Origin of the sequence: Deinococcus sp. Arct2-2 (assembly GCF_004801315.1) — a bacterium.
GTDB lineage: Bacteria > Deinococcota > Deinococci > Deinococcales > Deinococcaceae > Deinococcus.
The window spans coordinates 109,023-133,192 of sequence record NZ_SSNW01000005.1 but is presented as its reverse complement, the minus strand read 5'-3'; the positions used below and the strand labels follow the sequence as shown (position 1 = coordinate 133,192).

Below are 24,170 nucleotides of genomic sequence, written 5' to 3'. Positions count from 1 at the left end.
ATCGACATCACTGTCAACCCGCTGAGATTGCCCTGTCAGGCAACCCTGTTCTCGTATGCTCTTCACTTGTCATGCGTCCCGCCTCTCTTGAGGCTCAGAAAGATTACAGGCCAAAGCCCGATCTGTCAACCCCTTACCCGAGCCGTATCAGGGTTGGTGAACGCCGACATCAGAGAATGCCGTCTGACACGCATTCAAGTAGTTTCGCGCTGATCTTGTCGCAGCCCCGCACGAATCTTTTATGCTCCTAAAATGGAACTCACAGGCAGTTGGACAGACATCTACGGCAGCGTCCGGGCAAGGTTTGAAGGACGAGTGGGCGGGCAGGTGTGGCTCATCGCGGCCCCAGCAGACCAAGCCGCAGCCGTGCCAGACGCCTTGCAAGCTGTAGACGGCAAAGGCCGCGCAGAATTTCTGGTGCATCAGGGCGTGACGCCTTTGCTTTCGGCCATAGCGGAACAGAACCCATATGGCGTGCTGGTAGTGGCCGAACAAGACTTGTCGGGCGGGCCAGCCGTCAGCGTTTCGGAGCAAGAAATAGAGACTGATGGCCTGAGCTACCGCGAGGGCGGTTCCCTTCCAGCTTGGGTGAGTGCCCTACAGAGCAGCGCTGAACACGGCGTGAACGAAGCCGCCAGTGCTGCAGCCAGCGCGGGGATTCCTGTTGTCGTTGTCAGCGCCGTAGACCTCGCCAAGACGCTAGAAGCTTGGATGGACGGCACGCCGCATGGCCGCTAGAGCATTTGTCCGAGTTGCAGCGTTTCAACTGCTCCCTCAACGTCACTCACTCTGCTTCGCAGCTTTGCAAGTTCGTTCGGTCAACACCAACGACACTGTTGACGAATGCGCTAAAAGCAATCCCGGCCTACCTCTCCCCCGCCCGCTGCACCTACACTCCTGAGGTGATTGCCCCGGTTTCTTCTCTTCCTTCGCTCGATTCCACGATTCGGCACCTCTACGTGCATGTGCCGTTTTGCCCCAGCATTTGCCCCTACTGCGATTTTCATGTGCTGACGCGGCGGGCGGGATTGGTGGAAGCCTATCTGGAACGGGTAGAAACCGAGGCGGCAGAGTTGGCGGCCCGCTACGACATTGACCTAGACACGGTGTATCTGGGCGGCGGTACTCCCAGTTTTTTGCGTGATGCAGAAATTACGGCGTTGGTGGGCAGCGTGCGGCGGCATCTGGGCTGGGGCAAGGTGGAGAACACGCTGGAAATCAATCCGGGCACCGTGAACCCCGAACGGGCAGCCCTGTGGCGCGGGTTGGGCATAGACCGGGCGTCGGTGGGCGTGCAGTGTTTGGATGACGCCACCCTGAAATTCTTGGGCCGCACCCACGATTCGGCGCAGGCCAAGGCCGCCGTGACCACCCTCATTGACGCTGGATTCCGGGTCAGCGGCGACCTGATTACCGCTGTGCCGGGGCAGCCGCTAGAGGCCGATATTGCCGGACTAGTCGCGCTGGGCGTGGGTCATATCAGCGCGTACACCCTGACCATCGAACCCGGCACCGAGTTTGCCCGCCGGGGCGTAACCGTAGAAGAAGACGATGAACGCGCAGGCTTCGAGCGCACCGAGGAGTTGCTGACCGCACACGGCTTTGACCGCTACGAGATCAGCAATTATGCGCGGCCCGGTCAGCAGTCGCGGCACAATTTGGCGTATTGGGGCAACCGCTTTTATCTGGGCTTGGGGCCGGGGGCGGCGGGTCACTACCCAGCGGCAGGTGAGGCAGAATTGTTAGGCCAACGCCGCACCAATCCCCACTTGCACGAATGGCTAACAGGCGCAGAGGGTGAGGCGCAACCCATAGATGCCGAGGAATACGTCACCGACGCCCTGTTCATGGGATTGCGGGTGCAGCGCGGAATCAGCCTGAGTGACCTGACACGCCGCAGCGGGCTAGATGTAGAGAGCCGCTACGCCAAACCGATCAAGGCCAACCTAGCGCGGGGCTTGTTGGCCTTAGAAGGCGACACGTTGCGGGCCACACCTCAAGGCTGGTGGGCGCTGAACAAGGTGATTACGGACTTTTTGGAAGGGTAGAAGGCCAAAAACCCTAACCCGTACCAAAAAAGTGGGCGGAAGGGCCAGAACCACAAAGTTCCAAGCCCTTCACCCACTCACCACTTACAGCTTGTTTACGCCCCGTATTTATTCAGTTTCAGCGCGTTCGCCATCAGCATCGGCATGATGTCCGTGCCTTTGCGGAGGCCGAGGCTGCCCCGGCCCGCTTCTTCTTCGGTGTAGCGGTTGGCGTAATCCTTGCGGCCATGCTCGCTGTGAATCAGCAGCGGCACGGGGTGCCAAGAGTGGCTGGCGAGCTTGCTGGGCGTGGAGTGATCGCCCACGATGCACAGCACATCCGGCCTGAGGGCCAAGAGTCGAGGCAGCAGCGCATCGAACAGCTCGATCTTCTTGACTTTGGCGGCAAAATCGCCGTCTTCGCCCGTGGAATCGGTCTTTTTCACGTGGAAGTAAAAGAAGTCGTACTTGGCCCAGTTCTCGGTCAGGGCGGCGACTTTGCCTTCCAGCGCGTCTTCGTGGCCTTCTACGGGGAGCACGTCCATGCCCACCAAACTGGCGAGGCCCTTGTACATGGGATAGCTGGCGATGCAGGCGGCCCGCAACTGGTAGGCGGCGTCGAAGGACGGGAAGTGAGGCACGTCGCTGTAGCCACGGAACAGCACGCCATTGACTTGAGCTTCGGCGCTGAGGGCGGCTTCAGCACGGGCCACGAAGGTATTGACCAAGTGAGCAGTTTTGGCCCCGGCTTCGTCATGGGCGACTGCCGTCATAGGCTGCACGCCCGTGTCTTGGGGGTCTACGTCGCTGATATTTGCGCCGAGTGGCACGCCACCTACTGCGCGGAAGACCACTACAAAACGGTGTTCGGATTCGGTGTAGATCTCCACAGGCGTACCGTCGATTTCGGCAATGGCTTCACGCAGCTTGGCGACGATTTCCACGTTCTTCTCGTCGCTGGGGCGTCCGGCGCGGCGGTCATCTACGATTCGGCCCGCGCCGAGGGTGGCAAAGTTTCCGCGCACGGCCACATCGCCTGCACCCAACTTCACGCCAATGCCCACGGCACTTAGAGCGCCGCGCCCCACCACGTAATGCAGCGGATCGTAGCCAAACAAGCTCAGGTGGCCGGGGCCGCTGCCGGGGGTGATGCCCGCGCCCACCAGTTCGGCCAGCCCAAGCTGCGAAGCCGCCGCCAGCGCGTCCAGATTCGGTGTTTTGGCGGTGGCAAGCTCGGTGTCGCCATTGGGGGTCAGGGGAAGACCGCCGATGCCGTCCAGCACTACCATCAAGATTTTGCTGTCGGTTTTCTTGGCCAGCCCGCGCACGGTATCCAGAAGATCGCTCATGGGGGAAAGTGTAACCTGTACACCCTCAGGGGGCGGTCAGGGGTCTAGGGGGAGGCCGTTTAAGGGTTGCGGGGAGTCTAGGGGAGTCTAAGGGTCTAGGGTCTGAGGGTCTAAGCGAGGCAATCGCTTCGCTCACTCACCCCCTCCCAACCCACTGCTGTGCAGCTCTGCGAGTCCCCCTCAAGAGGGAGGGCTTTAATTATTAAGTCCGTACAAACTGGCCTTCTTCATCCAGCGCCGGATACGCCTCGCCACGTTCGCGGTAGCCTGCCGCTAAGTCGGGGTAGCCCCACTCGAAGGCGGCGCGGGCCAAGGCGTCCGGCGCAAGTTGGGGCGTGTCGTACATTCCGGCGCTCAGGCGTTGGCGTTGGGCTTCAAACAAGATGGTGGCCGCCGCCACCGACACGTTCAGGCTCTGCACCATTCCAAACATCGGGATGATGATATTGCCGTCTGCCGCTTCTGCCGCCGCGTCCGACACACCCCATTTTTCTGCACCCAACAGCACGCAGGTAGGCTGGGTGTAATCAGGGGTGCGGTAGTCCACGCTGCGCTGGCTGAGGTGGGTGGCCAAGACCTGCACGCCCTGAGCCTGCAACTCGCGCACGGCACTCACGGCGTCTGCGTGTGGCTGCACCCTTACCCATTTGTGGGCGCTGCCCGACGTGGCCTCGTAAGCGCTGGAGCCGAAGCTGGGCATCTCGCCACTTTTGGGCGGTACGGCGTGGGCCGTCAGTACGCCCACCGCATCGCAGGTTCGCAGGATGGCGCTGAAATTGTGGGGCTTGTTCACTTCGTCCATCAGGACACTGAGCGTGGGCTGGCGCTTGCCCAACACCCGCATAATTTTGTGGTATCGCTCCGGCGTCATCAGGGGGCTAGGGTAACGCACTTGGGGAGTTGAGTTGATGGGCGAACCCCCCCGTTGCTCTGCAACGCCCCCCCTTAGAGGGGAGGACAAAAGCTGTTGCGCTCCCCTTTAAGGGGGCTGGCTGCGAAGCAGACTGGGGGGTTTACACGCAGCTCCAACCTTCTACGCCCACCGCCGCGCATACGTTTCTATGTCAAATTTGCGCTTCAGGCCCCCTGCATTCATGTAGCGGACCGTGCCAAAAATCGGGCGACGTGTCCACGGACGGTCATGCAGCCCAAACACCCAACTGATGCCTGCGAAACTGTTGGCGTTGCGGCCATCTTGCTCGTAGCGGTTGTTGAGGGCGATCAGGTGGGCGTGCGCCTCACGCGGCGTTTCCGTCCATTCCAAGACCTTTTTGCCCCAATACATCCGCATGTAGTTGTGCATCCGGCCCGTTCTGACCATCTCGTTTTGCGAGGCGTTCCAGTAGGGATCATGCGTTTCGGCGCGGTCAAGTTGCTCGCGGGTATACAGGGCTTCGCGCTTGTCTCCGGCGTGTTCTTCCAGAGTTTTCCGTGCCCAATCAGGTACGCCGTCGTAGGTGTCGTAGTGCGGGTTGTACTGGCACAGGTTGAAACTCAGTTCGCGCCGCACGATCAATTCTTCCAAAAAGGTGTCGGCTCCCGGCCCACCATGTTCGCGGGCGGCCAGTGCAGCCGTCAGGGGCGAGAGCTGCCCGTAATGCAGAAAGGCGCTGAGGCGGCTGCTGCCGTCCTGCGTGGGATCGTTGCGGGTGTAGGCATACCCGGCGAGTTGCTGGCCCACGAAGGCGCTCAGGCGGGCAAGGGCGGCCACTTCTCCGCCCGCTTCCCAGCCCGGTGGCACACTGAAATCCAGCGGCAGGGTCTTGACGGTGGCCGAGGGATCAGAGACATCCAATTGGGGCAAATCGAGATCGGTGGGCCAGTCCTGCCCCTTCCGCTTCAGGTCGTGCGTTTCCAGCGGTACAAAATAATCGTGCCAGAGGCGGTGAATCTTGGGCCGAATGGTGCGGGCGGCGTATTCCTGCTTGGGGCTGGTGGTCTGCACAGGAATCAGGGCTTCAGATTCCACCTGTACCAGAGGCACGCCGAGGCGCTGGGCCAAATCTTCCCGCCACGCCCGCTGAATCCGCAGATATCCCCGGTCTGTGACCACTACCGCCGCGCCCGCCGAGGCCGCCAGCACCACATCGGGCGGAGAGCCGAGGCGCACGCTGAAGGGAATCCCGCGTGCCGCCAAGCCCGCCGAGAGGTCACGCAGGCCTTCCAGCAAAAACTGGTAATGGCGGCCATTGGCCTCCGGAAAGCTGGGTGTGAGGCCGAATACGGCGGCAAGGGGCAGCCCAAGTCGGTTGGCCTCCCGAACCGCATACTCCAGCGCGTGATTGTCGGTGACGCGCACGCTGGCCTGCACCCACAGCAGCACAAAACTGCCTTTGCTGTCCGGCCCGCCCGCCCGCAGCAGTTGCACCCGTGACTCATGAATCATGTGCCGATTGTGCCGCGTAGGGGTTGGGCAGGATGGTGAGGAATGGTGCTGGGATGGCGAGGAGGGCAATCGCTAAAGCTCACTCACCCCCTCCCTAACCCTCTGCTTCGCAGCTCTGCGAGTCCCCCGCAAGGGGAGAGGGAGCTAAAACCAGCCACCGCCACCTCAAATCGTTCCCGGCCAATTCCATGTGAGGCCGTCGTCCACGCAGTGGGCGGGCCAATTCCAGCTTAAAGACGATTGGCAGTTCCGCTTCAGGTGAACGATTCAGCCGAGTTTGGAGGCGACAAGATGAATCCTCCTCAGCGGAGCGACAACTCCCCTGCACCCTTTGGGGGCGGGGGCTGGGGGGTGGGGGAATCCAACGTGGGAGAAAGCCAGAAACCCTGTTTCAAACCCAACGAAACCGAGCGGCAAGCCCAAACCCTATCCCCCCGGCAACCGCCGAACCGGAAGCTGAACCCACCCCCGCCGAGACACCCAGCGCAGCACGATAACCACCAACGCCCCCGCCAACTGCGCCTGAAACGGCGTAACGTGCGGATATAGCAGCAACACCGCCAACGCACCGAGCGCCGCAGCAGTGGCATACAACTGGTCACGGCGGTACATGACTTCCGGCACCTCGTTGGCGATCAGGTCGCGGATGATGCCGCCGCCCACGCCGCTGAGCATGCCCACGAAGATGACGCCCAACGGCCCCAGCCCGAAATTGATGGCCCCGATTGCGCCCGACGCGGCAAACAAGGCCAGCCCCACCGTGTCGAAAATATTGAGGGTGCGCTCGAAGCGGGCCAACCGTTCTCCGAAGACGAAGGCCAAACCTGCCCCGGCGAGGGCTACCCACAGGTAGGTTTCATCGCGCAGAAACAGGGGCGGCGTTTGGCCCGTGAGGGTGTCCCGGATGGCCCCGCCGCCCACCGCTGTAACGCAGCCCAGCACCATGACGCCGAACAAGTCGAAGCGTTTGCGGACGCCCAACAGCGCCCCCGACATGCTGAAGGCCAAGATGCCCAGCAAATCCAGCAGGCGCAGGCCCAATGCCAACGTGACGGGCGGAATCAGTTCGTGCACGCCCTGCACTGTAGCGGGCAGCACTACAACGGGGGGCTAGTCACCAATGCTGTTCTGCACTCCAAACCCCCAACAGGCGCGGCGTGCTATACTCCCGCCTGTTGTCTCTTCCGCCCGATGTTGGCCGCGCCCTCCGGCACACCAGCACGCAACCCCGGCGGGCAGAGCGCGCCCCGGCGAGACACGCCGAGCGGCCCAAGGAGCATCCAACATGGCCAAGCATCCCGTTCCCAAGAAGAAGACCAGCAAGAGCAAACGCGACATGCGCCGCAGCCACCACGCGCTCGTTCCCCCCAACCTGAACGCCTGCCCCCACTGCCACGCCAAGAAATTGAGCCATCACATCTGCCCTAGCTGCGGATACTACGATGGCCGTCAAGTTCTGGCTGTCTAAGGTCAGACTTCAAAAAGTAATTGCCCCCCACTCCGGGGGGTTTTTGCTGTTTGGGACAACCTTTATTGAAGCTCTTGTAAGACTAGCCACCCCTATGCGGCGGCAAATCTTGGTTGCTCTGACACTCGCCTCATGTACCGTGAGAGCATGCCTGAACAAGTGAATGACGCTACTCGTGCCCTTATTCGGGCTGAGGAAGTGGCCCGTTTGCAAATCAGAGATGAACTTGAAGACGAGCAAAGATTAGAGCAGCGTCCCAATTATTGGGTTGGCGTGGTTTTAGGGGTGCTTCTACCCGGTCTCAATCTGCTGTGGACGCGCTCAGCAGCATGGGGCTTGCTCTGGATTGTTGGCCTGTTTCTTCTGGCTGCACTCACTTCCCCCTTGATCGGCTGGGGCGTGGGCATCGTAGGCAGCTACTTGCATTACGACGCCGTATACGGGTTTAAGTACGCCACGGACGCTGAACTGGATGCCAATGATGCACAGGGCAGCTTGACCCCCAAGCTACTACTCCTGATAGGGGTGTTGATTTTGCTTACTATTGCCGGAGTCCGTCTGTTGTGATAGGCAAAACCAACTCAAAGACGGCTCTTTTCACTGCTTTACACCCGCAAATCTTCTTCCTCGGTCAAGAAATCCACTGCGCCGGAGCCGATTTCGTAGAACGCACCGATCACACGGATTCGGCCTGACTGCTCCGAGGCCGCGATGTAGGGCGTGTGGCGCAGCATATCGGCCTGATAGCGCACGTTGTTCAGCACCGCCTCACGCATCCGGGCTTTTTTGTCGCGTATAGGCGGCATATTGCTGACACAAGGCTGGATTTTCTCGATCAGTTTCCGCAAATGTTCGGGTTCCTGCGCCACCACTTCGGGGGGCAACAGGGCCGCTGCCACCGCGCCGCAGCCCTCGTGGCCTAGCACCATGATCAGTTGAATATCCAGATGCTTGATGGCGTATTCCAGCGTGCCGAGGCCCGATTCGCCCACCACGTTGCCCGCCACGCGGATCACGAACAGTTGGCCCAATCCCTGATCGAAGACCAGTTCTACAGGCACGCGGCTATCGCTGCACGCCAAAATGGCCGCGTAGGGCGTCTGGCGCATGATCTGGGCGCGGCGCTGGTTGGCCCCCACGTCCGGGTTGCCCCCCTGCCCCGAAAAGAAGCGGGCGTTGCCGTCCTTGAGAGCCTGAATCGCCGCTTCCGGCGTCTGCACATCGGCGTTTTTGAGGCCCGCGATGTCTTCCATGCTGGCCCCCCGGCGCACGGCGTCCAGAATGCGGCGCTCTAGGTCGGTGTGGACGTCGGTGGGCGGCAACACAGCAGGCAGCGGAACGGGCAGGTCACTCACCCGGCTATCCTAGAACGTGGGGCCGGGAGAGGCCGCCGCCCCGCCTGTCAGTTGTCTGGCATCCGGCTAGTTAGGTGAGGAAAGGTCAGGCTATTGCCCCTGCCCCGCCGTATAGCCCGCCTGACCGTCGAAGGTGTAGAGGTGTTCGGTCTTCACGAAGTCCAGCCCCACCGCCGACACCCGCGCCAGCAGCGCTAGTACGTCGGCGTGGCCCACCGGTTGTGCCGGGTCTTGCCACATGAAACGGCAGCGCCAGTGATCGGCACAGGTGGTTTCGGGGAGGCCCTGCGGCCACACCTTCACGCCCCGGTTGGAGATCATGTCGAGCCGCCAGCCCTCGCCTGCCGCGCCCTCTAGCTGCTGGCCCAACACTTCGGGGTTGCGGTCTGCCGCCCACCATTCCAGAAACACATCGGTGCCTACCAACTGCTTGACGGCGCGGGGGCGAGCCTTGACCTGCACACTGATGGCGGGGGCATTGCCCAAGCCACTCACGGCGGGGAGGTGCTGGGGCAGACGGCCTAAGCGCTCTATAACCGCGTCGGCAAAAGCTTGCGTGCCCACCTGCTGGACGGTATGCGGCCCCGCCACATCAGCGGTATGAAAGCCGTCTTCCAATGCACACAGCCACGCATTCTGAATCCGCTGGGCCACCTCACCCTGCCCGATATGGGTCAGCATCAAGGCCGCCGCATTCAGCAGGCCGCTGGGATTGGCTTTGTCTTGGCCCGCCAAATCGGGGGCGCTGCCGTGAACTGCCTCGAACATGGCCACCGACGCCCCGATATTGGCGCTGCCACCCAAGCCCACTGACCCAGACACCTCAGAGGCGATGTCGGACAAGATGTCGCCGTACAGGTTCAGGGTCACGATCACGTTGAAGGTTTCAGGGCGTGCGCCGAGGCGGGCCGCGCCAATGTCCACGATCATGTGATCGGCTTTCAGGTCAGGATATTCGGCGGCCACTTCATCGAAGACTCGGTGAAACAGGCCATCGGTGAGCTTCATGATGTTGTCTTTGGTCATGGCCGTGACCTTGCGCCGTCCATGTGCGCGGGCATATTCGAAGGCGTAGCGCACCACCCGCTCGCAGCCGTCGCGGGTTACCAGTTTCAGGCACTGGTACACCTCGTCGGTCTGGCGGTGCTCGATTCCGGCATACAGGTCTTCTTCGTTTTCGCGCACGATCACCAAGTCCATGGCCGGGTGATGTGTGGCTACAAACGGTGCATAAGCCCGCGCAGGCCGCACGTTGGCATACAGGCCCAGCGCCTTCCGCAGCGTCACGTTCACGCTTTTGTAGCCGCCGCCTTGTGGGGTGGTAATCGGGCCTTTCAGCAGCACTCCGGTGCGCCGCAGGGTCTCCCACGCATCGGGGGCCACGCCCGAAGACACACCGCCGAAGTACACCTGTTGCCCCACCGCCACCTCGTGCGGGTCTATGCGTGCGCCCGCCGCCGCCAGAATGCGGAGCGTGGCGGCCATGATTTCGGGGCCGATGCCGTCGCCGTGAGCAATGGCGATGGGAATGAGGACGGGGCTGGAAGCAGGCTGGGCGATAGGTTGGGCGGGCGATTGAGTTACGTCTGGAATGGTCACGGGGAATTCTCCTTGGGTGCGAAGTGGGCGACTTGTCTGTGTCTATATTAGCGAAATATTTGTCGCGTATTGGATATCGTATTTTGTACTTCGTCCAGACTTGGGGGAGGAGGGATGAAACAACGGCAATGAGGCCAGTTAGACTGAACCTCAGTTGCCCCCACCCATGACCCTCACCCCGCCCCCCAGCCAATGGACGTTTTTGACCAACCACACGCATGTGTTGCTGTATCTGGTACGCCAACCCGACGCGACGTTGCGGCAAGTGGCGCTAGAAGTGGGCATCACCGAGCGGGCAGTTCAGCGCATCGTGCGTGACCTAGAGCAGTCGGGAACGCTGACCCGCACGCGCACGGGCCGCCGCAACAGCTACGCCGTGAACGCCGCTTTCGCCCTGCGCCACCCACTGGAGGCTCACCGCAGCGTGGGCGATCTGCTGGCACTCTTGGCTCCCGCGCCGGGTGAACCACCTTCCGATTGAAAGGCGTGTATTAGTCGGCGCTCTCGTTGGGCAGACGCGGCTGGAATGCAGCAGACGCCCTGCCATTGGCCCGCCAGAACGCTAATCTGAAGCCCATGATGGACGCGCTCGACCCCACCCAAGAACCCACGCTGGCCGAACTACTGGAACGGTACGCCATGCTGCGCGACACCATGCTGGGGCTAGAGGCCGAAAAAGAGGCGCTCGGCGTGCAGATCAAGGCGGCGCTTCAAACGGGCGAGCAGGCTGAAACCGACCTCTACCGGGCCAGTTTGAAAATTTCGCGGCGGGTGGAATACCCAGTAGAACGGTTCCGGGAAGTCTTTGGAGACGCGGCGGCGCTGGAAGTGGCTACGATTGACCGCAAAAAAGCGGAGGCGCTGGCCCAAGCAGGCGATTTGGACAAGGACGTCCTGCGGAGCCTAAGCGTGGTGAAGGAAACACAGGCGCTGGTGCTGCAACCGAAAACGCGCTGACCTGAACCTCAAACACAAACTGGCATTGACCGCCCTCTGACACGCCCAGCGCAGGCTACGGCCTATGCGCGAGTCTGCACCGTCAAAGCTGGCCCGGCCACACGCCCTGCTTGATTCCAGCCTTCCGGCGTGGCAGCAGTTGCCCAGCGACACCCTAATTTGGACTCAGGCAGGCCAGTGGGCAAACTGCCCGAAAAAAGAGCGGCTGGCTGAGGCAGAAGAGTCGCCACAAGCCTTACAGCCCACCCCCGCCGACCCACCCCAAACGGGCCTGTAACCCTCATCTCAGGTCAGATGAGAGCGGAGGCGTATTCTGTTTGGCGTATGAACGCCGCCGCCCAAGTCAAGACCTACCTCGACCTCGTGAAATTTGAGCATACGGTCTTTGCGCTGCCGTTTGCCTACGCGGGGATGCTGCTGGCGAGCTTGGCGGTGAACGGCACCGGTTGGCCGGGCTGGAGCGTGCTGATCTGGGTCACGGTGGCGATGGCGTCGGCCCGCACGGCGGCGATGGGGGCCAACCGGGTCATAGACCGCTTTATCGATGCAGGGAATCCGCGCACGGCAGGCCGCGAAGTGCCCAGCGGCAAAATTACGCCCGCGCAGGCGTGGACGCTGGTGGTGGTCAGCCTCGTGGTTATGGCCTTTGCCGCCGCCCAACTGAACCCGCTGTGCCTGTGGCTTATGCCGCTGGCCGTGGTATTCCTGATCGGCTACCCCTACACCAAGCGGTTTACGTGGCTATGCCATGCGTGGTTGGGCATTACGGACGGGGCGGCGGCAGCGGGCGGCTGGATCGCGGTTACGGGGGAATTTGCACCCCCCGCATGGCTCTTGTGGGCCGTCGTCATTTTTTGGATGATCGGGCTAGACGTGATTTACGCCACGATGGACTACGACTTCGATAGGCGCAATAACGTCAAGAGCATTCCGGTACGCTTCGGCATTCCGCAGGCACTAAAAATTGCGGCGGGCAGCCACGCCCTCACCTTTTTGCTGCTGCTGGCGGTGGGCGTGGCGGCGGGAGCCAGCGGGTGGTACTACCTCGCGGCGGTGGTGATGGGCGGCATCCTGCTGTACGAACACCGCATCGTGAACCCCAATGACCTGACCCGCGCCAACGTCGCCTTTTTCGACGCGAACATGTGGTTGGCCCTGACCATGCTGGCGGGCGTTGTGGTGGATGTGGTGTGGCGCACGGTCAACGGGTAGGCATTCCCGACGAGATTCGCCTTGCCTTCGCCGAGGGTCAGGAACGCCACGCCCTGACCTTGCTGCTGCGCGAGCGAGACCACTATGAGGCCGGATCGCGGGCATGGGCCGAATTGGAGCGCTTGAGCGGGCTGGTGATGATTCATATGCTGCGTGAAGTAGAGGGCACCTTTGCCCTAGAGCGGGCCGACACGTTGCTGGACGCCCTGCCCGACGGCACGCCCCCTGTGCGCCGCGAAGACCGTCCCACGCTGGCTTGGCTGGAATCTGAACTAGACTCTGGGTTGGAATCTTGGTTGGACTCCGCAGAAGCAGACTGACGAACAGGCCCGCCGCCCGCTAGACTCCGGGGAATGTCCGCCTCCCCCGCCCCGCTGCCCGCCTCCTCTTCCCCGGAAACCGCGTGACGCTGGAAAGTTCAGAAACCGAATTTGCTTCGCGCTACGCGGCGTGGGCGGCAGTGGGTCAGGTCTATCCACAGCGGGAAGGCAGCCCCCTGCTGGAATTTTCGTCGGGCGGGCGCGTGCTGTATCTGTTTGACCGCAGCGGCCCCTACGTGGTGCGCCCCGGCCCAGCTAGGCTGGTGGTACACGGCATTCTGGACTTGGCGGCCACCGAACCGTGCCCCAAGCCCGAAGATGCCCGCGAGCAACTGACTGTGATCGGGATATCGGGGCTGGAAGGCGTGGGCGAAGTGCTGGACGTGTCGCGCCGCTCTTGGGTAGTACGGGCGCGGCTACCGCTGGTGCTGTCCAGCTTTACGCCGCTGCCCGACGCCCGCCCCGGAGACTGGGTGACCTTCCGGACGCTGCCACTCCTCCACGGCTTCGCTGTAGAGCGTGACTTCTAGGCACAGGATCGGCTCCCTCTTTATTAGAGTTGAATTTTTCACATTTAAAGACTTTCTTTACCTTCTGGCGGGAGCCAGTTGCAGCGCTTCAGTCCTACATTCGCCCTCAACAAGCTGTTCTTGGTGGGTTTTTCAGGATGAGCAATACCACCAGTCCACTTGTTAAATGAGATCTTTCTGACAGATTTCTGAGTCACACTGAGATGAAGACCTCATGGGGTTTACGTGAGCAAATGGCTCAGGCATCATCAACCTATCCCTATGCCATCCGACTTGCTGCTTCCCCTCCCGGCGCAGGCCACGCCCTCGCAACTGGCCTGCTTGGTCATGGTGGATTTGGTGGGCAGCACGCGCTTGGCACATCTGCTGCCGCTCGATCATTACACTTCCCTGATGGCCGAATTTGTGCAAGTCCTGATCCTGAGTTTCGAGGCGCGGGGCGGCCAAGTGCTGCAACATCAAGGCGACGCGGTGCTGGCGCTCTGGAATGAGCATCAGGTGAGTGCAGGCATTACGGCGGCCCTCGAAGCCCATGAAAGATCGGCGCGGCTCTCGTTGGCCGCCATGTTGGGCGTCACCCTTCAGGTTCGTAGCGGTGTGGCGGTGGGCCAAGTCATCACGGGCATGGTGGGCGGGCAGCGCAGTGCCTACGGCCTCCCCGTCAATTACGCCTGCCGCCTGTGCAGCGCCGCCGATCCCGGTGAAACGCTGGTGTGCGGCGGCGCGTCCGAGATGGCTTCTCTGCCGCACGTGGCCTATCTGCCTCGGCACTTGCTCACACTGCACGGTTTCAACACCGAATGTGTGGCTTTTACCGCGCAGCTTAGGCCCAGCACAGCGCCCCACCAGAACAGCCACATGAAAGCTGGTTAAGCACACGGCGCGGCTTCTCATGAGAACGGTCTCTAAACTGACCCTATGGAACGCAAGCCGCTGGTTCTCGTGATTGAAGATGAGAAAGACATCGCCCGCTTTATCGAGCTGGAACTTGCCGCCGAAGGCTACGCTACAGAAGTGGCCTTCGACGGCGTGACCGGCCTGTCTAAATTCCGTGAAGTCAACCCCGACCTCGTTATTCTGGATTTGATGCTGCCTGTGCTGGACGGCCTTGAAGTGGCCCGCCGCATTCGCAAGACCAGCAACACGCCCATCATCATTCTGACCGCCAAAGACGGCATTCAGGACAAGGTGGAAGGGCTGGACAGCGGCGCAGACGACTACCTGATCAAGCCTTTCTCTATTGAGGAACTGCTGGCCCGCGTGCGTGCCCACCTGCGCCGCGTGAATCCCGCCGTCACCGGAGAAGTCCGCGTGGCCGATCTGGTCATGAATCTCGATGGCCGCGAAATCTTCCGGGGTGGACGGCGTGTGGAACTGAGCGCCAAAGAATTCGAGCTGCTGGAATTGCTGGCCCGTAACCCCGGCAAAGTCTTCAGCCGCTTTGAAATCGAGGAAAAAGTTTGGCCGGAATATACGGGCGGCAGCAACGTGGTGGACGTGTATATCGGTTATCTGCGGCGCAAACTCGAAGAGGGTGGAGAGCGCCGCTTGATTCATACGGTTCGCGGTGTGGGCTACGTGCTGCGCGAAGAATAATTGCAAATAAGCCTGAATAAGCTTCACACTGGGGCGCGATAGAGTGGAGGGGTGATGTGTTCCCCCTTTGCCCGCCGCGCCGCCTGTAATTCCGGGTGGGCGGCGTGACCCTACGCTGGCGCTTGACGCTGTTCTACACGGCGTTGCTGGCCGTACTGCTGACAGGCGTCGCTTTTGCCACCCTGCTGATGATGAAAACCAACCTGATCAGTGGGATGGATCGGGAATTGCAGACCACATACGCCCAATTCACCACCATCTACAGCCAGATTGAATTGAAATCAACCATCGGGGGGAATAGTGATGCGGAAGCATTGTTGCTTCCCGCCCGCACTTTTTTCCCCGAATCGGCCATCCAAATCGAACAGTTGGCCTTCTATGACCAAGACAGCCTGACCAGTGAGTTTGCGCGGGCCAAGTCCGAACAGGCCCGCGCCCAACTGCTAACTGTCCTCCGCACGCTGGCCGATGGTACCCGCCAAAGCGTCGGCATTGACCCCAGCGCCCCTATTCGGCTATCTGACGCCGAACTGGTAAGCCTGATCTCCTCTCCTGGTCGGCAGATGATTTTGACCCGGCAAGTCAAAAAACAGTTCGCCCCGCCGGTATCTATGCGGGTGCTGGTTACGCTGGCCCCGGTACTCTTGGAAACTAGCGCCTTTGGCACGGCCCGCGAAACCTTCGCAATGACCTATGTGGGCCGCGACCTGTCTACGCTCACCTTTACGTTGGCGCAGTTGCGAAGCATAATTCTGCTGCTATTTTTGGGCGGTTTGGTCACGGCGGGCGCAGGGTCTTACTTGCTGGCCGGACAAGCCATGCAGCCCCTGCGCCTCGTTCAGCGGGCCGCCGAGCGTATTGGCGGCCAAAACCTCGGTGAACGGGTGCCCGAACCCTCCACAGGCGACGAGGTTCAGTCGTTGGCACAGGCGCTGAATGCCATGTTGGGACGCTTGGAAAGCTCGTTCGAGGCCCAGCGGCGCTTTACTTCGGATGCCAGTCATGAACTCAGGACGCCAGTAACGGCCATCAGCGGGCACGCCAGTTACCTGCTGCGGCGCACCAGCCCCAGCGGGCAGCAGCAAGAAAGCCTGAATATTATTCGCAGCGAATCGGAGCGCCTGACCAACCTGATTGCCAGCCTGCTACAACTGGCCCGCTCCGACAGCGGCGCACTGACCCTGACGCACCAACCTATTTTGTCCAGCCTGTTTCTGGCCGATGTGGCCCGCGAACTCGCGCCGTTGGCACAGGCCCAAAACACCGTGCTGACCGCCACAGGCGAAGACATTCCTTTCGAAGGCGACCCAGACCGCATGAAGCAGGTCATCATCAATCTGGTGGGCAACGCCCTAAAGGCCGGAGCCACCACGATTACGCTGGAAAGCACGCCGCAGGAAGTGACCGCAGGCAAACCCAAAGAAGTTCGCCTGAGTGTGCGCGACGACGGCCCCGGCATAGCCCCCGAACATCTAAAACGCCTGTTCGACCGCTTTTACCGGGTAGAAGACAGCCGCAGCCGGGATCAGGGCGGCGCGGGCCTCGGCCTCAGCATTGCCAAAGGAATCGTAGACGCGCACGGCGGGCGAATCTGGATAGAAAGTGAAGTGGGCGTGGGCACGGTGGCCCATGTGCAGGTGCCGATTGGGAATGTGCCGGATCTGAGTGAAGAGGATGTGCCTTGAAACCGGGGAAACAGGAGTGTGGAACGTGGATCGTGGTTAGGCTTTGACCACGATCCACGTTCCACGATCTAACCAATCATCAAGGCATTCAGCTCTTCCATCAATTCCTCACCCTCGGCAATCGTGCGGGCCACCACAAAAATCGTGTCCTCTCCGGCAATGGTGCCCACGATGTCGTCTCGGCGCAGGCGATCTAGCAGCAGGGCAACCCCGGTGGCGTGGCCGTCTGCGGTACGGATGACCAAGACATTTTCGCCCCGGTCTACGTCGTGCACGAAGTTTTGGAACAGGCGGGCCAGTTCTTCCTCTACGTTGCCGTGCCCCGCCACCTGCGCTAAGGCGTAACGGTGGCGGCCCTTACCGATGGGCAGGCGCACCAGCCGGAGTTCGTTGATATCGCGGCTGACGGTGGCCTGAGTGACATGCACGCCGTCGGCCCGCAGCCGCGCGACGAGATCCGCCTGCGTGGAAACACTCTCGCGGGCGATGATGTCCTGAATGCGCTTTTGGCGCTGATCCTTGCTGAGCACCCTGCAATAGTATGCATATACGGTGAATAATGCAACAAGGCGGGAAGTGGGGAGTGGTCAGTGGTGAGTAGGAAAAGACTTTGATCGCCTGATGCTTACTGCTTCGTCCAGCAGTTTGCGGGCCACTTCTCGCTTGCTGATGCGGGGCCAGTCCTCGAAGGTGGCGTCGGGGCGCACCAGCGTTACTTGGTTGTCGTCGCCGCCAAAGCTGGTGCCTGCGCGGGTGGGGTAATTGAGCAAGATAAAGTCTGCATTTTTGCGCTGGGCTTTCAGGGCCGCTCGCTCCACGCCCGCGTGCGTTTCCATCGCAAAGCCGACTAGCACGCGCTCTGGGTGGTGGGGCTGTTCGGCCCCCAGCCCCGCCAGAATGTCGGGATTGGGGGTGAGGTGAATAGACACATCGCCCGCGACTTTGGCCTGCTTTTCGCCCGATTGCTGCGCGGCGCGGTAGTCGGCAATGGCGGCGGTCATGACCACGATTCCGGCAGTCTGGGCGGCTTCGTCTACGGCGGCTTTCATCTCTAGCGCCGTTTCGATTCGTACTACACGCATGTCCGCCGGATCGGGCAGGGTCACTGGCCCCGTGACCAGCGTGACTTCTGCCCCGCGTGACTGGGCCTCCTGCGCCACTGCAAAGCCCATCTTGCCGCTGCTGGGATTGGAGATAAAGCGCACCGGATCGAGGTACTCGCGGGTGGGGCCAGCCGACACCACCACCCGCACGCCCGCAAGGTCTTGGGGCACAGGCGAAGCGAGTAAGGCCAACGCCGCCGCTGCGATGTCTTCCGGTTCGGCCATGCGCCCCAGCCCCGCGCCCTCTCCCCGCGAGCCGAACGCGCCTACCTCTGGCCCCAAAAACTGATGGCCCCAACCGCGCAGGGTGGCGGCGTTGGCCTGCACCGCCAGATGCAGCCACATCTGCTCGTTCATGGCCGGAACCCACAGCACCGGGCCGCGCACGCTGAGCAACGTGGCCGAGGCGAGGTCTGCCCCGTGCCCGCCCGCCGCCCGCGCCAGCAAATCCGCTGAAGCACCCACGATCACCACCGCGTCGGCCCGTGCCAAAGCAAGGTGTTGGGCGTCTGGGCGAGACTCGAACCATGTTTCATCGGTGGCGACGGCGGTGTCGGCGGCAGTGGACAAACTCAGGGGCGTAATGAATTCCAGCGCGGCGCGGGTGGCGATGACCTGCACCCGCGCCCCGCGCTCGCGCAACCGCCGCAGCACCGAGGGAGCCTTGACCGCCGCCATGCTGCCCCCCACGATGACCAATACGGTGGGCAGGGCGGGCGCAGAAACGTCGGGATTCACGGGGACAGTTTAGGGGATACAGCCAACATGGGCTTTAGGATGTCCTCTGGCTGCCATTCACCACTTGCAAGTGTCAATCCCTTGCGTCCGGCTGGGCGGGTCAGAGGGGACAGTCGGCGGGCGGGGGAACGCTAGACTACGGCCATGACGAATCAGGGTTCTTCCGGCATGGATTTTGACGTGTTGGTGATCGGCGCTGGCCCCGGCGGGTATCACGCGGCCATTCGCGCCGCGCAGCTTGGGTTGCGGGTGGCGTGCGCCGAGCGCGAAGCAGTGGGCGGCGTGTGCCTGAACGTGGGCTGCATTCCCACCAAAGCCCTGCTGCACGCGGGCGAGCAGATCGCAGCGGCCCGCCACGCCGCCGACTTTGGCCTGACCTTTGGCGAGCAGAAGATGGATATTGCCAAGCTGAACGGCTGGAAAGACGGCATCGTGAAGAAGCTGACGGGCGGCGTGGGAGCGTTGTTCAAGGCCAATAAGATTACGCACCTGATCGGGGAAGCCAGCTTTGTGGACGCCCACACCGTAAAAGTAGGCGACAAGACGTACACGGCGGGCAGTTTCATCATTGCTACGGGCAGCGAACCCGCCAAACTGCCGGGACTGGACGTAAATCAGGTGGACATCGTAGATTCTACGGGCGCACTGGTGATGCCCGACCCTGTACCCGCCCGGATGCTGTGTGTGGGCGGCGGCGTCATCGGCTTTGAGTTTTCGCATGTGTACAACAACATGGGCAGCGCCGTAAAAGTCATTGAGTTTTTGCCCAACGTGATTCCGGGGGCCGACGCCGACGCCGTGAAGGAATTTGCCAAGTCGATGACCAAGCAGGGCATCAAGATCGAGACGCAGACCAAAGCCAACAAAGCCGAGAAGAAGTCGGACGGCATTCATGTAGAACTGGAAAGCGTGAAAACGGGCGAGAAGCGCACTGAAGTCTTTGACCGCGTGCTGGTGGCTGTGGGCCGCCGCCCCCGTACCGATGGGCTGAACGTGGCCGCCGCTGGCGTACACGTCACAGACCGGGGGTTTATTCCCGCCGATCAGCAGCAGCGCACCAACATTTCCCACATCTACTCGGTGGGCGATGTGGCCGGAAACCCCATGCTGGCGCACAAGGCCATGAAGGAAGGCTTGGTGGCCGCCGAAGTGATCGCCGGAAAACCCTCCGCACAGGACGCCGTCGCCATTCCCGGTGTGGTGTATACCAGCCCCGAACTCGCGTGGGTGGGCCTGACCGAGCAGGAAGCCAAAGACAAGGGCTACAAGGTCAAAACCGGAACCTTCCCGCTCAGTGCGTCGGGCCGCGCCATGACGCTCCAGCAGACCGACGGCTTCGTGAAAATGGTGGTGGAAGCCGACACTGACTTGTTGCTGGGCGTGCATATCGTGGGGCCGCACGCCTCCGATTTGCTGGGCGAGGCAGGCTTGGCCCTAGAAATGGCCGCCACCGCCACCGACATCGCCCTGACCATTCACGCGCACCCCACCTTGGGCGAAAGCGTGCTGGAAGCGGCGGAAGCGGTACACAAGCAGGCCATTCACATCATGAACCGCTGAAAATAGTTTGTTCGGGGCAAAAGTGTCAGAGTGCATCTGGCGCTTTTGCCCATCTGCACCGGCTTGCTATACTCTGCGGCGCTGCACGGCTGTGCTGCACCCCTGCACTCGTAGCTCAGATGGATAGAGCGGCCCCCTCCTAAGGGGCAGGCCACTGGTTCGACTCCAGTCGAGTGCGCCACGTCCAGCACGCGAAAACCCCTGACCGAACGTCGGGGTTTTCGCGTGTTTGGTGCAATAGCGGTGTAATGGGGCAGCCGTGAGGGAGGCGTAGCAATAAGGGCACAGGGAGCTGCCGACGATTCCCCTAGTGATTCGGGTCTTGCATGGGCCGGGTTTTGGAAGACACCGCCGAGACGGAGGCCGTGAGGATAGGCCGGGCGGCGTCGCGGGCCAGTTGGCGGCCGTGCAGTACCCGGCGCGAAATCAGGATGCCCAGCAGCACCACCGCGCCCACCAAGCCCAGCAGCACGCGGTGTTCGGGCACCAGAATGACGCCCAGCAAAGTGAAATAGACCACCGTGAGCAGCAAGTACGTGAGCAGGCTGTTGCCGCGCCGCGCACTCAGCAGCACGTCGGCGTAAGTGGGGCCATCGGGCTGGCGGGGAGGCAGGGCGTAGCGCGGGGGGCGCAGGCTGCGGCCAATATCCACGATGACGGCGGTGATGTTGTCGGGGCCGCCTGCATCGTTGGCGGCATTGACGAGGGTGCGGGCCACTTGGTCAGGCGTATTTTGGCGGGCCAACAACTCCAGCAGATGCGTTTCTTCTACAACTCCACTCAGGCCGTCACTGCAAATCAGCAGTCGGTCGCCGGACTTGAGGGGAAAGCCGAACAATTCCAGCCGCACCCGTTCTTCTCCGCCTAGCGCGTTGCTGACCACGCTACGCCACTGATGATCGCGGGCCTCGGCTTCGGTCAGGTTGCCCAGCCGCACCTGCTCGGCCACCCAAGAATGATCGTCGGTCAGGCGGTGCAGTTCTCCGCCGCGCAGCATGTAGGCCCGCGAATCTCCGACATGCGCCACGATGGCCGCGCCCCGGTCTATCAGGACGGCCAGCAGCGTGGTGCCCATGCCTACGTATTCGCCTACAGCATGCCGCAGCACCGACAAATTGGCCGCCTGAACCGCTTCCGCGAGCCGTTCGGGCGGCACGCCGCGTCCATCCAAATACGCCTGACTGAGGGTATCCAGCGCCAGATTCGCGGCCAATTCGCCAGCAGCGTGGCCGCCCATTCCGTCGGCAACGGCATAGAGGCCACCTTGCGGTAAATCGAGCGCCAGCGCAGCGTCCTGATTGACACCGCCCTGACGTTGACGCCCCACGTCTGTGAGCAGCCCAGAGGACATGGAGGGCGTCGCTGGGGAGCGCATGAGGTCAATATAAGCCAACCGTTAGGGAAACGGGTGAAGTTGGAGACGTTTGGCCCCAGATGTGACTAACCTCTCACTTATCTTTCTCTTGCTTAAGAGTTCTGGCCCTGTTCGCGCAGCCACATCATCAGGGCTTCGGCGCTGGCGGGATTGGTCGCCAAAGGAATATCGTGAACGTCGCACAGGCGCACGAGGGCCGATACATCGGGTTCATGGGGCTGGGCCGTCAGGGGATCGCGGAAGAAAAACACCGCCAACACGCGCTCCTCGGCCAGCCGCGCCCCGATTTGTTGATCGCCGCCCAGTGGCCCCGACAGCACGCGCTCTACGGTCAGGCCCGTTTGCTTGGCCAGAATGCTGCCTGTGGTGCCCGTCGCCACCAGATGAAAGCGGGCCAGAATATCGCGGTAAGAGAGGGCGAACAGCGCCAGCTCCAGCTTCTTCTTGTCGTGCGCGATCAGGGCCACTTGCCGCCGCTGCCCCGCGCCCTGACTTCCTACACCCTGTCTATTTGAACCCTGTCCATCTGAACCGTGATTCTCGCCACCGTGAGCCGTCATGCGGGCCATTGTTTCACGCGGCGCTTTGGTGATGAATTCCCCCTCTGGATGTCTGCGCCACTTATACTGGGTTCAAGTTTTCCAGTTCAGAGTTCCCAGTTCAGAGCTGCACTATGACTCACGCCGATTTCCCCGGAGGTTTTGCCCATGACCACCGCCCCCCGACCCCAGTCCGAACCCGCTTCCCCACCTCTTTCCGGGGCCAACTCGCCTGAGCTGCACGCCCTGTTTGCGCTTCAGCAGGCGCATAGGCCTAGGGCGGCGGGGGCCAGCGTTGCCGAGCGTCAGGCGCTCTTGCGGCGGCTGCACGACGCCCTCAAAGCGGGCCGGGTGGCCTTGGCCGATGCGCTGGCCGCCGATTTGGGCAAAAGCCGCGCCGAATCCGAAATCACCGAAATTCATCCGGTGTTGGAAGAACTTCAGCACGCCATCCGCGCCCTCCCCCGCTGGGCTGCTCCCCGGCGCGTGGCGACGACTGCCATGCTGGGCACGGCCCACAGCGAAATCCGCCCACAGGCACGCGGCATCACCCTGATCCTGAGTCCCTGGAATTATCCGGTGAATCTGGCGTTGGCCCCGCTAGTCGCCAGCCTCGCAGCGGGCAACACGGTGATTCTGAAGCCCAGCGAAAAGGCTCCGGCCACGGCCCGCGCCCTGCAACGACTGCTTGAACAGACCTTTCAGCCGCAATTGGTGGCGGTGGTCCTGGGCGGCCCGGACGTGGCGCAGACCCTGACTACCCTGCCGTTCGATCACATCTTTTTTACGGGCAGCGGCGCGGTGGGGCGGCAAGTCTTGCGGGCCGCCGCCGAGAACCTGACGAGTGTGACGCTGGAACTGGGCGGCAAAAGTCCGGCGCTAATAGACGCCAGCGCCAACCTCGCCCTCAGCGCCGAGCGGATCGCGTGGGGCAAACTGCTGAACGCGGGGCAAACCTGCGTGGCCCCCGATTACGTGCTGATTCCCGAACATTTGCGGGACACCTTCGTGCAGCACCTTGACGCCATAATTGCCCGCCGGTACGGGAACCGGGCGTGGCTGCGGGTGGGGCCAGATTACGGGCGAATGATAGACAGCCGCAGCGTAGAGCGCCTGTCTCGCCTGACGGGGGACAGCGTGACACAGGGCGCACGCACCGTTCTAGGGGGCGAATTCGATGCCGGAGCCAAGTTCATCTCGCCCACCGTAGTTGTAGACGTGACGCCCGACATGCCGCTGATGGCTGAGGAATTGTTTGGCCCCGTGCTGCCCGTGCTGACCTACCGCACGCTGGAAGAAGCGTTGGCGCTGATCAATAGGCTCGATCCACCGCTGGCCCTCTACGCCTTCGCAGAAGATAAAGCCGCGCTGGAACGCATTAAAGACAGCACCCAAAGCGGGGGCATGGTGGTCAACGGCACCGTGATGCACCTGACCAATCCGCACTTGCCCTTTGGCGGCGTGGGAGCCAGCGGCATGGGCAATTATCACGGCGTACACGGCTTCCGCACCTTTACCCATCAGCGGGCCATTCTGAGCGAACCAAAACAGAGTGCCACTCGTTTCGTGTATCCGCCGTATGGCCGCCCCGTTCTGCGCCTCGTGGCGTGGATGCTGCGCCAACTGGAGAGGCAAACCGGGCCGCGTGAGTGACATTTTTGCCGAGTTGACCGGGGCGATTACGGCGGGTGGAAAGTCCAGCCGATTTGGAAGTGACAAGGCGCTGGCATTGTTGGAAGGCCGCCCCTTGTTGGATCACGTCGCGCACAGTTTGGAAAGCTGCGGCCTACGCGTGTTGGTGGCCCTCCCCGGCAAATACGCGCTGGAAGGCTGGCAAACTGTGCCCGACACCCGCCCCGGCGAAGGCCCGCTGGCTGGGCTGGAAGCGGCACTGGGAGCGGCAATTCGGCTGCGCGGCACGGGCTGGATCGCTTTTACGGGCGTAGACCTGCCCCGCCTGACCCCCGACTTTTGGCGCACCCTCGCCGCCGCCCGCACACCAGACGCGCTGAGTGTGCAACCGCTGGACAGCGAAGGACGCCCGCAACCGCTAGCCGCGCTATATCACACAGATTTACTGCCCCGTGTCACCGCCCTGCTGGACGCTAGAGAACGCCGACTGCGGGCCGCCGCTCCGGCTGAGGCGGTGTGTACCGTCGCAGGCATTGCGCTGGGAGTGTTACGGAATGTGAATACGCCTGCCGATCTTTCGACTCTGCAAGATGAACAGCAATAAAAAATCCGCCCTTCGGCGGCTGTGGTTTAACTTGATTGACAACAGTATAGCGCGGTATGCAGGCAGGGTCAAGCTATGCACTCGCCTCGTTTCAAGCCGTCCAAGCCGTTGGGCCAACCATGAGCAAGACGCCCG

26 protein-coding genes and 1 tRNA gene are annotated in these 24,170 nt (G+C 62.0%); 17 read left to right on the top strand and 10 right to left on the bottom strand.

Going from position 1 to position 24,170, the window contains the following annotated elements; translation table 11 throughout:
- Nucleotides 1–252 precede the first annotated feature (252 nt).
- The gene (locus E7T06_RS04145) at nucleotides 253–738 is read left to right on the top strand and encodes a hypothetical protein (RefSeq protein ID WP_136364572.1); all 486 of its coding nucleotides are present in this window, start codon (nucleotides 253–255) and stop codon (nucleotides 736–738) included.
- A gap of 167 nt (nucleotides 739–905) precedes the next feature.
- Nucleotides 906–2,048: a radical SAM family heme chaperone HemW gene (hemW, locus tag E7T06_RS04140; protein WP_136364592.1), complete on the top strand. Its 1,143-nt coding sequence runs from the start codon at nucleotides 906–908 to the stop codon at nucleotides 2,046–2,048.
- Nucleotides 2,049–2,143: 95 nt separating this feature from the next.
- Here hemW and E7T06_RS04135 read toward each other — a convergent pair whose 3' ends face one another.
- The 4 genes from E7T06_RS04135 to E7T06_RS04120 form a co-directional block, all read right to left on the bottom strand.
- Nucleotides 2,144–3,376 carry a 2,3-bisphosphoglycerate-independent phosphoglycerate mutase gene (locus tag E7T06_RS04135; RefSeq protein WP_136364571.1) on the bottom strand — a complete coding sequence of 411 codons (1,233 nt, stop codon included), beginning with the start codon at nucleotides 3,374–3,376 and terminating at the stop codon, nucleotides 2,144–2,146.
- 202 nt (nucleotides 3,377–3,578) lie between these two features.
- Entirely contained in the window at nucleotides 3,579–4,247 is a 669-nt protein-coding gene (gene trmH, locus E7T06_RS04130; protein WP_136364570.1) for a tRNA (guanosine(18)-2'-O)-methyltransferase TrmH, read from the bottom strand.
- 162 nt (nucleotides 4,248–4,409) lie between these two features.
- Nucleotides 4,410–5,762: a deoxyribodipyrimidine photo-lyase gene (locus tag E7T06_RS04125; RefSeq protein ID WP_168733363.1), complete on the bottom strand. Its 1,353-nt coding sequence runs from the start codon at nucleotides 5,760–5,762 to the stop codon at nucleotides 4,410–4,412.
- A 426-nt stretch (nucleotides 5,763–6,188) separates the two neighbouring features.
- Nucleotides 6,189–6,836 (bottom strand): trimeric intracellular cation channel family protein, encoded by a 648-nt coding sequence (locus E7T06_RS04120; RefSeq protein WP_136364569.1) that lies wholly within the window; start codon nucleotides 6,834–6,836, stop codon nucleotides 6,189–6,191.
- 211 nt (nucleotides 6,837–7,047) lie between these two features.
- Here E7T06_RS04120 and rpmF point away from each other — a divergent pair, with 211 nt between their 5' ends.
- Nucleotides 7,048–7,230: a 50S ribosomal protein L32 gene (gene rpmF / locus E7T06_RS04115; RefSeq protein ID WP_136364568.1), complete on the top strand. Its 183-nt coding sequence runs from the start codon at nucleotides 7,048–7,050 to the stop codon at nucleotides 7,228–7,230.
- Nucleotides 7,231–7,377: 147 nt separating this feature from the next.
- Nucleotides 7,378–7,797 (top strand): hypothetical protein, encoded by a 420-nt coding sequence (locus E7T06_RS04110; RefSeq protein WP_136364567.1) that lies wholly within the window; start codon nucleotides 7,378–7,380, stop codon nucleotides 7,795–7,797.
- Nucleotides 7,798–7,835: 38 nt separating this feature from the next.
- On the opposite strand, the gene E7T06_RS04105 is transcribed toward E7T06_RS04110, so the two are convergent.
- The gene (locus E7T06_RS04105) at nucleotides 7,836–8,483 is read right to left on the bottom strand and encodes a carbonic anhydrase (RefSeq protein WP_240740839.1); all 648 of its coding nucleotides are present in this window, start codon (nucleotides 8,481–8,483) and stop codon (nucleotides 7,836–7,838) included.
- A gap of 192 nt (nucleotides 8,484–8,675) precedes the next feature.
- Nucleotides 8,676–10,184, bottom strand: coding sequence for an NADP-dependent isocitrate dehydrogenase (locus tag E7T06_RS04100; RefSeq protein WP_205750802.1), 1,509 nt, complete (start codon nucleotides 10,182–10,184; stop codon nucleotides 8,676–8,678).
- A gap of 154 nt (nucleotides 10,185–10,338) precedes the next feature.
- On the opposite strand from E7T06_RS04100, the gene E7T06_RS04095 reads away from it, so the two are divergent.
- From E7T06_RS04095 to E7T06_RS04055, 9 genes are all read left to right on the top strand, one after another.
- Nucleotides 10,339–10,665: a winged helix-turn-helix domain-containing protein gene (locus tag E7T06_RS04095; protein ID WP_240740834.1), complete on the top strand. Its 327-nt coding sequence runs from the start codon at nucleotides 10,339–10,341 to the stop codon at nucleotides 10,663–10,665.
- Between the two features lie 95 nt (nucleotides 10,666–10,760).
- Entirely contained in the window at nucleotides 10,761–11,141 is a 381-nt protein-coding gene (locus E7T06_RS04090) for a hypothetical protein (protein ID WP_064013575.1), read from the top strand.
- Between the two features lie 64 nt (nucleotides 11,142–11,205).
- Nucleotides 11,206–11,418 (top strand): hypothetical protein, encoded by a 213-nt coding sequence (locus E7T06_RS04085; RefSeq protein ID WP_136364566.1) that lies wholly within the window; start codon nucleotides 11,206–11,208, stop codon nucleotides 11,416–11,418.
- 47 nt (nucleotides 11,419–11,465) lie between these two features.
- A complete protein-coding gene (gene mqnP / locus E7T06_RS04080; RefSeq protein WP_168733362.1) occupies nucleotides 11,466–12,353 on the top strand; it encodes a menaquinone biosynthesis prenyltransferase MqnP in 888 nt (295 codons plus the stop codon).
- Entirely contained in the window at nucleotides 12,332–12,673 is a 342-nt protein-coding gene (locus E7T06_RS04075) for a hypothetical protein (RefSeq protein ID WP_136364564.1), read from the top strand. Before mqnP ends, E7T06_RS04075 begins: the two co-directional genes overlap by 22 nt.
- A gap of 83 nt (nucleotides 12,674–12,756) precedes the next feature.
- Nucleotides 12,757–13,203 carry a hypothetical protein gene (locus E7T06_RS04070; protein WP_136364563.1) on the top strand — a complete coding sequence of 149 codons (447 nt, stop codon included), beginning with the start codon at nucleotides 12,757–12,759 and terminating at the stop codon, nucleotides 13,201–13,203.
- A 261-nt stretch (nucleotides 13,204–13,464) separates the two neighbouring features.
- A complete protein-coding gene (locus E7T06_RS04065) occupies nucleotides 13,465–14,076 on the top strand; it encodes an adenylate/guanylate cyclase domain-containing protein (protein ID WP_136364562.1) in 612 nt (203 codons plus the stop codon).
- A gap of 45 nt (nucleotides 14,077–14,121) precedes the next feature.
- On the top strand, nucleotides 14,122–14,799 hold the full coding sequence (locus tag E7T06_RS04060) for a response regulator transcription factor (RefSeq protein WP_010887388.1): 678 nt from the start codon (nucleotides 14,122–14,124) through the stop codon (nucleotides 14,797–14,799).
- Between the two features lie 104 nt (nucleotides 14,800–14,903).
- Entirely contained in the window at nucleotides 14,904–16,484 is a 1,581-nt protein-coding gene (locus E7T06_RS04055; protein ID WP_136364561.1) for a HAMP domain-containing sensor histidine kinase, read from the top strand.
- 68 nt (nucleotides 16,485–16,552) lie between these two features.
- Here E7T06_RS04055 and argR read toward each other — a convergent pair whose 3' ends face one another.
- A complete protein-coding gene (gene argR, locus E7T06_RS04050; protein ID WP_064013570.1) occupies nucleotides 16,553–17,014 on the bottom strand; it encodes an arginine repressor in 462 nt (153 codons plus the stop codon).
- A gap of 57 nt (nucleotides 17,015–17,071) precedes the next feature.
- Nucleotides 17,072–18,325, bottom strand: a complete 1,254-nt coding sequence (coaBC, locus tag E7T06_RS04045) for a bifunctional phosphopantothenoylcysteine decarboxylase/phosphopantothenate--cysteine ligase CoaBC (RefSeq protein ID WP_136364560.1) — start codon at nucleotides 18,323–18,325, stop codon at nucleotides 17,072–17,074.
- A gap of 168 nt (nucleotides 18,326–18,493) precedes the next feature.
- Here coaBC and lpdA point away from each other — a divergent pair, with 168 nt between their 5' ends.
- Complete coding sequence (lpdA, locus tag E7T06_RS04040; protein ID WP_136364587.1) at nucleotides 18,494–19,885, top strand: dihydrolipoyl dehydrogenase; 1,392 nt, start codon at nucleotides 18,494–18,496, stop codon at nucleotides 19,883–19,885.
- A gap of 104 nt (nucleotides 19,886–19,989) precedes the next feature.
- A tRNA-Arg gene (locus E7T06_RS04035) sits at nucleotides 19,990–20,066 on the top strand.
- Between the two features lie 126 nt (nucleotides 20,067–20,192).
- On the opposite strand, the gene E7T06_RS04030 is transcribed toward E7T06_RS04035, so the two are convergent.
- Entirely contained in the window at nucleotides 20,193–21,260 is a 1,068-nt protein-coding gene (locus E7T06_RS04030) for a PP2C family serine/threonine-protein phosphatase (protein ID WP_240740833.1), read from the bottom strand.
- Nucleotides 21,261–21,352: 92 nt separating this feature from the next.
- Nucleotides 21,353–21,727, bottom strand: coding sequence for a methylglyoxal synthase (gene mgsA / locus E7T06_RS04025; RefSeq protein WP_136364585.1), 375 nt, complete (start codon nucleotides 21,725–21,727; stop codon nucleotides 21,353–21,355).
- Nucleotides 21,728–21,967: 240 nt separating this feature from the next.
- On the opposite strand from mgsA, the gene E7T06_RS04020 reads away from it, so the two are divergent.
- On the top strand, nucleotides 21,968–23,452 hold the full coding sequence (locus E7T06_RS04020) for an aldehyde dehydrogenase family protein (protein WP_136364559.1): 1,485 nt from the start codon (nucleotides 21,968–21,970) through the stop codon (nucleotides 23,450–23,452).
- Nucleotides 23,445–24,035: a molybdenum cofactor guanylyltransferase gene (locus E7T06_RS04015; RefSeq protein WP_240740832.1), complete on the top strand. Its 591-nt coding sequence runs from the start codon at nucleotides 23,445–23,447 to the stop codon at nucleotides 24,033–24,035. The genes E7T06_RS04020 and E7T06_RS04015 overlap by 8 nt, the downstream gene beginning before the upstream one ends.
- Nucleotides 24,036–24,170: the final 135 nt, after the last annotated feature.

Coding starts and splice junctions, on each gene's coding strand:
- mqnP (WP_168733362.1), top strand. CDS start 11,466: ATGAACGCCGCCGCCCAAGTCAAGACCTACCTCGACCTCGTGAAATTT.
- rpmF (WP_136364568.1), top strand. CDS start 7,048: ATGGCCAAGCATCCCGTTCCCAAGAAGAAGACCAGCAAGAGCAAACGC.
- E7T06_RS04125 (WP_168733363.1), bottom strand. CDS start 5,762: ATGATTCATGAGTCACGGGTGCAACTGCTGCGGGCGGGCGGGCCGGAC.
- E7T06_RS04135 (WP_136364571.1), bottom strand. CDS start 3,376: ATGAGCGATCTTCTGGATACCGTGCGCGGGCTGGCCAAGAAAACCGAC.
- E7T06_RS04060 (WP_010887388.1), top strand. CDS start 14,122: ATGGAACGCAAGCCGCTGGTTCTCGTGATTGAAGATGAGAAAGACATC.
- lpdA (WP_136364587.1), top strand. CDS start 18,494: ATGGATTTTGACGTGTTGGTGATCGGCGCTGGCCCCGGCGGGTATCAC.
- E7T06_RS04090 (WP_064013575.1), top strand. CDS start 10,761: ATGATGGACGCGCTCGACCCCACCCAAGAACCCACGCTGGCCGAACTA.
- E7T06_RS04145 (WP_136364572.1), top strand. CDS start 253: ATGGAACTCACAGGCAGTTGGACAGACATCTACGGCAGCGTCCGGGCA.
- E7T06_RS04030 (WP_240740833.1), bottom strand. CDS start 21,260: ATGCGCTCCCCAGCGACGCCCTCCATGTCCTCTGGGCTGCTCACAGAC.
- E7T06_RS04085 (WP_136364566.1), top strand. CDS start 11,206: ATGCGCGAGTCTGCACCGTCAAAGCTGGCCCGGCCACACGCCCTGCTT.
- E7T06_RS04110 (WP_136364567.1), top strand. CDS start 7,378: ATGCCTGAACAAGTGAATGACGCTACTCGTGCCCTTATTCGGGCTGAG.
- E7T06_RS04020 (WP_136364559.1), top strand. CDS start 21,968: ATGACCACCGCCCCCCGACCCCAGTCCGAACCCGCTTCCCCACCTCTT.
- E7T06_RS04105 (WP_240740839.1), bottom strand. CDS start 8,483: ATGGAAGACATCGCGGGCCTCAAAAACGCCGATGTGCAGACGCCGGAA.
- E7T06_RS04065 (WP_136364562.1), top strand. CDS start 13,465: ATGCCATCCGACTTGCTGCTTCCCCTCCCGGCGCAGGCCACGCCCTCG.
- trmH (WP_136364570.1), bottom strand. CDS start 4,247: ATGACGCCGGAGCGATACCACAAAATTATGCGGGTGTTGGGCAAGCGC.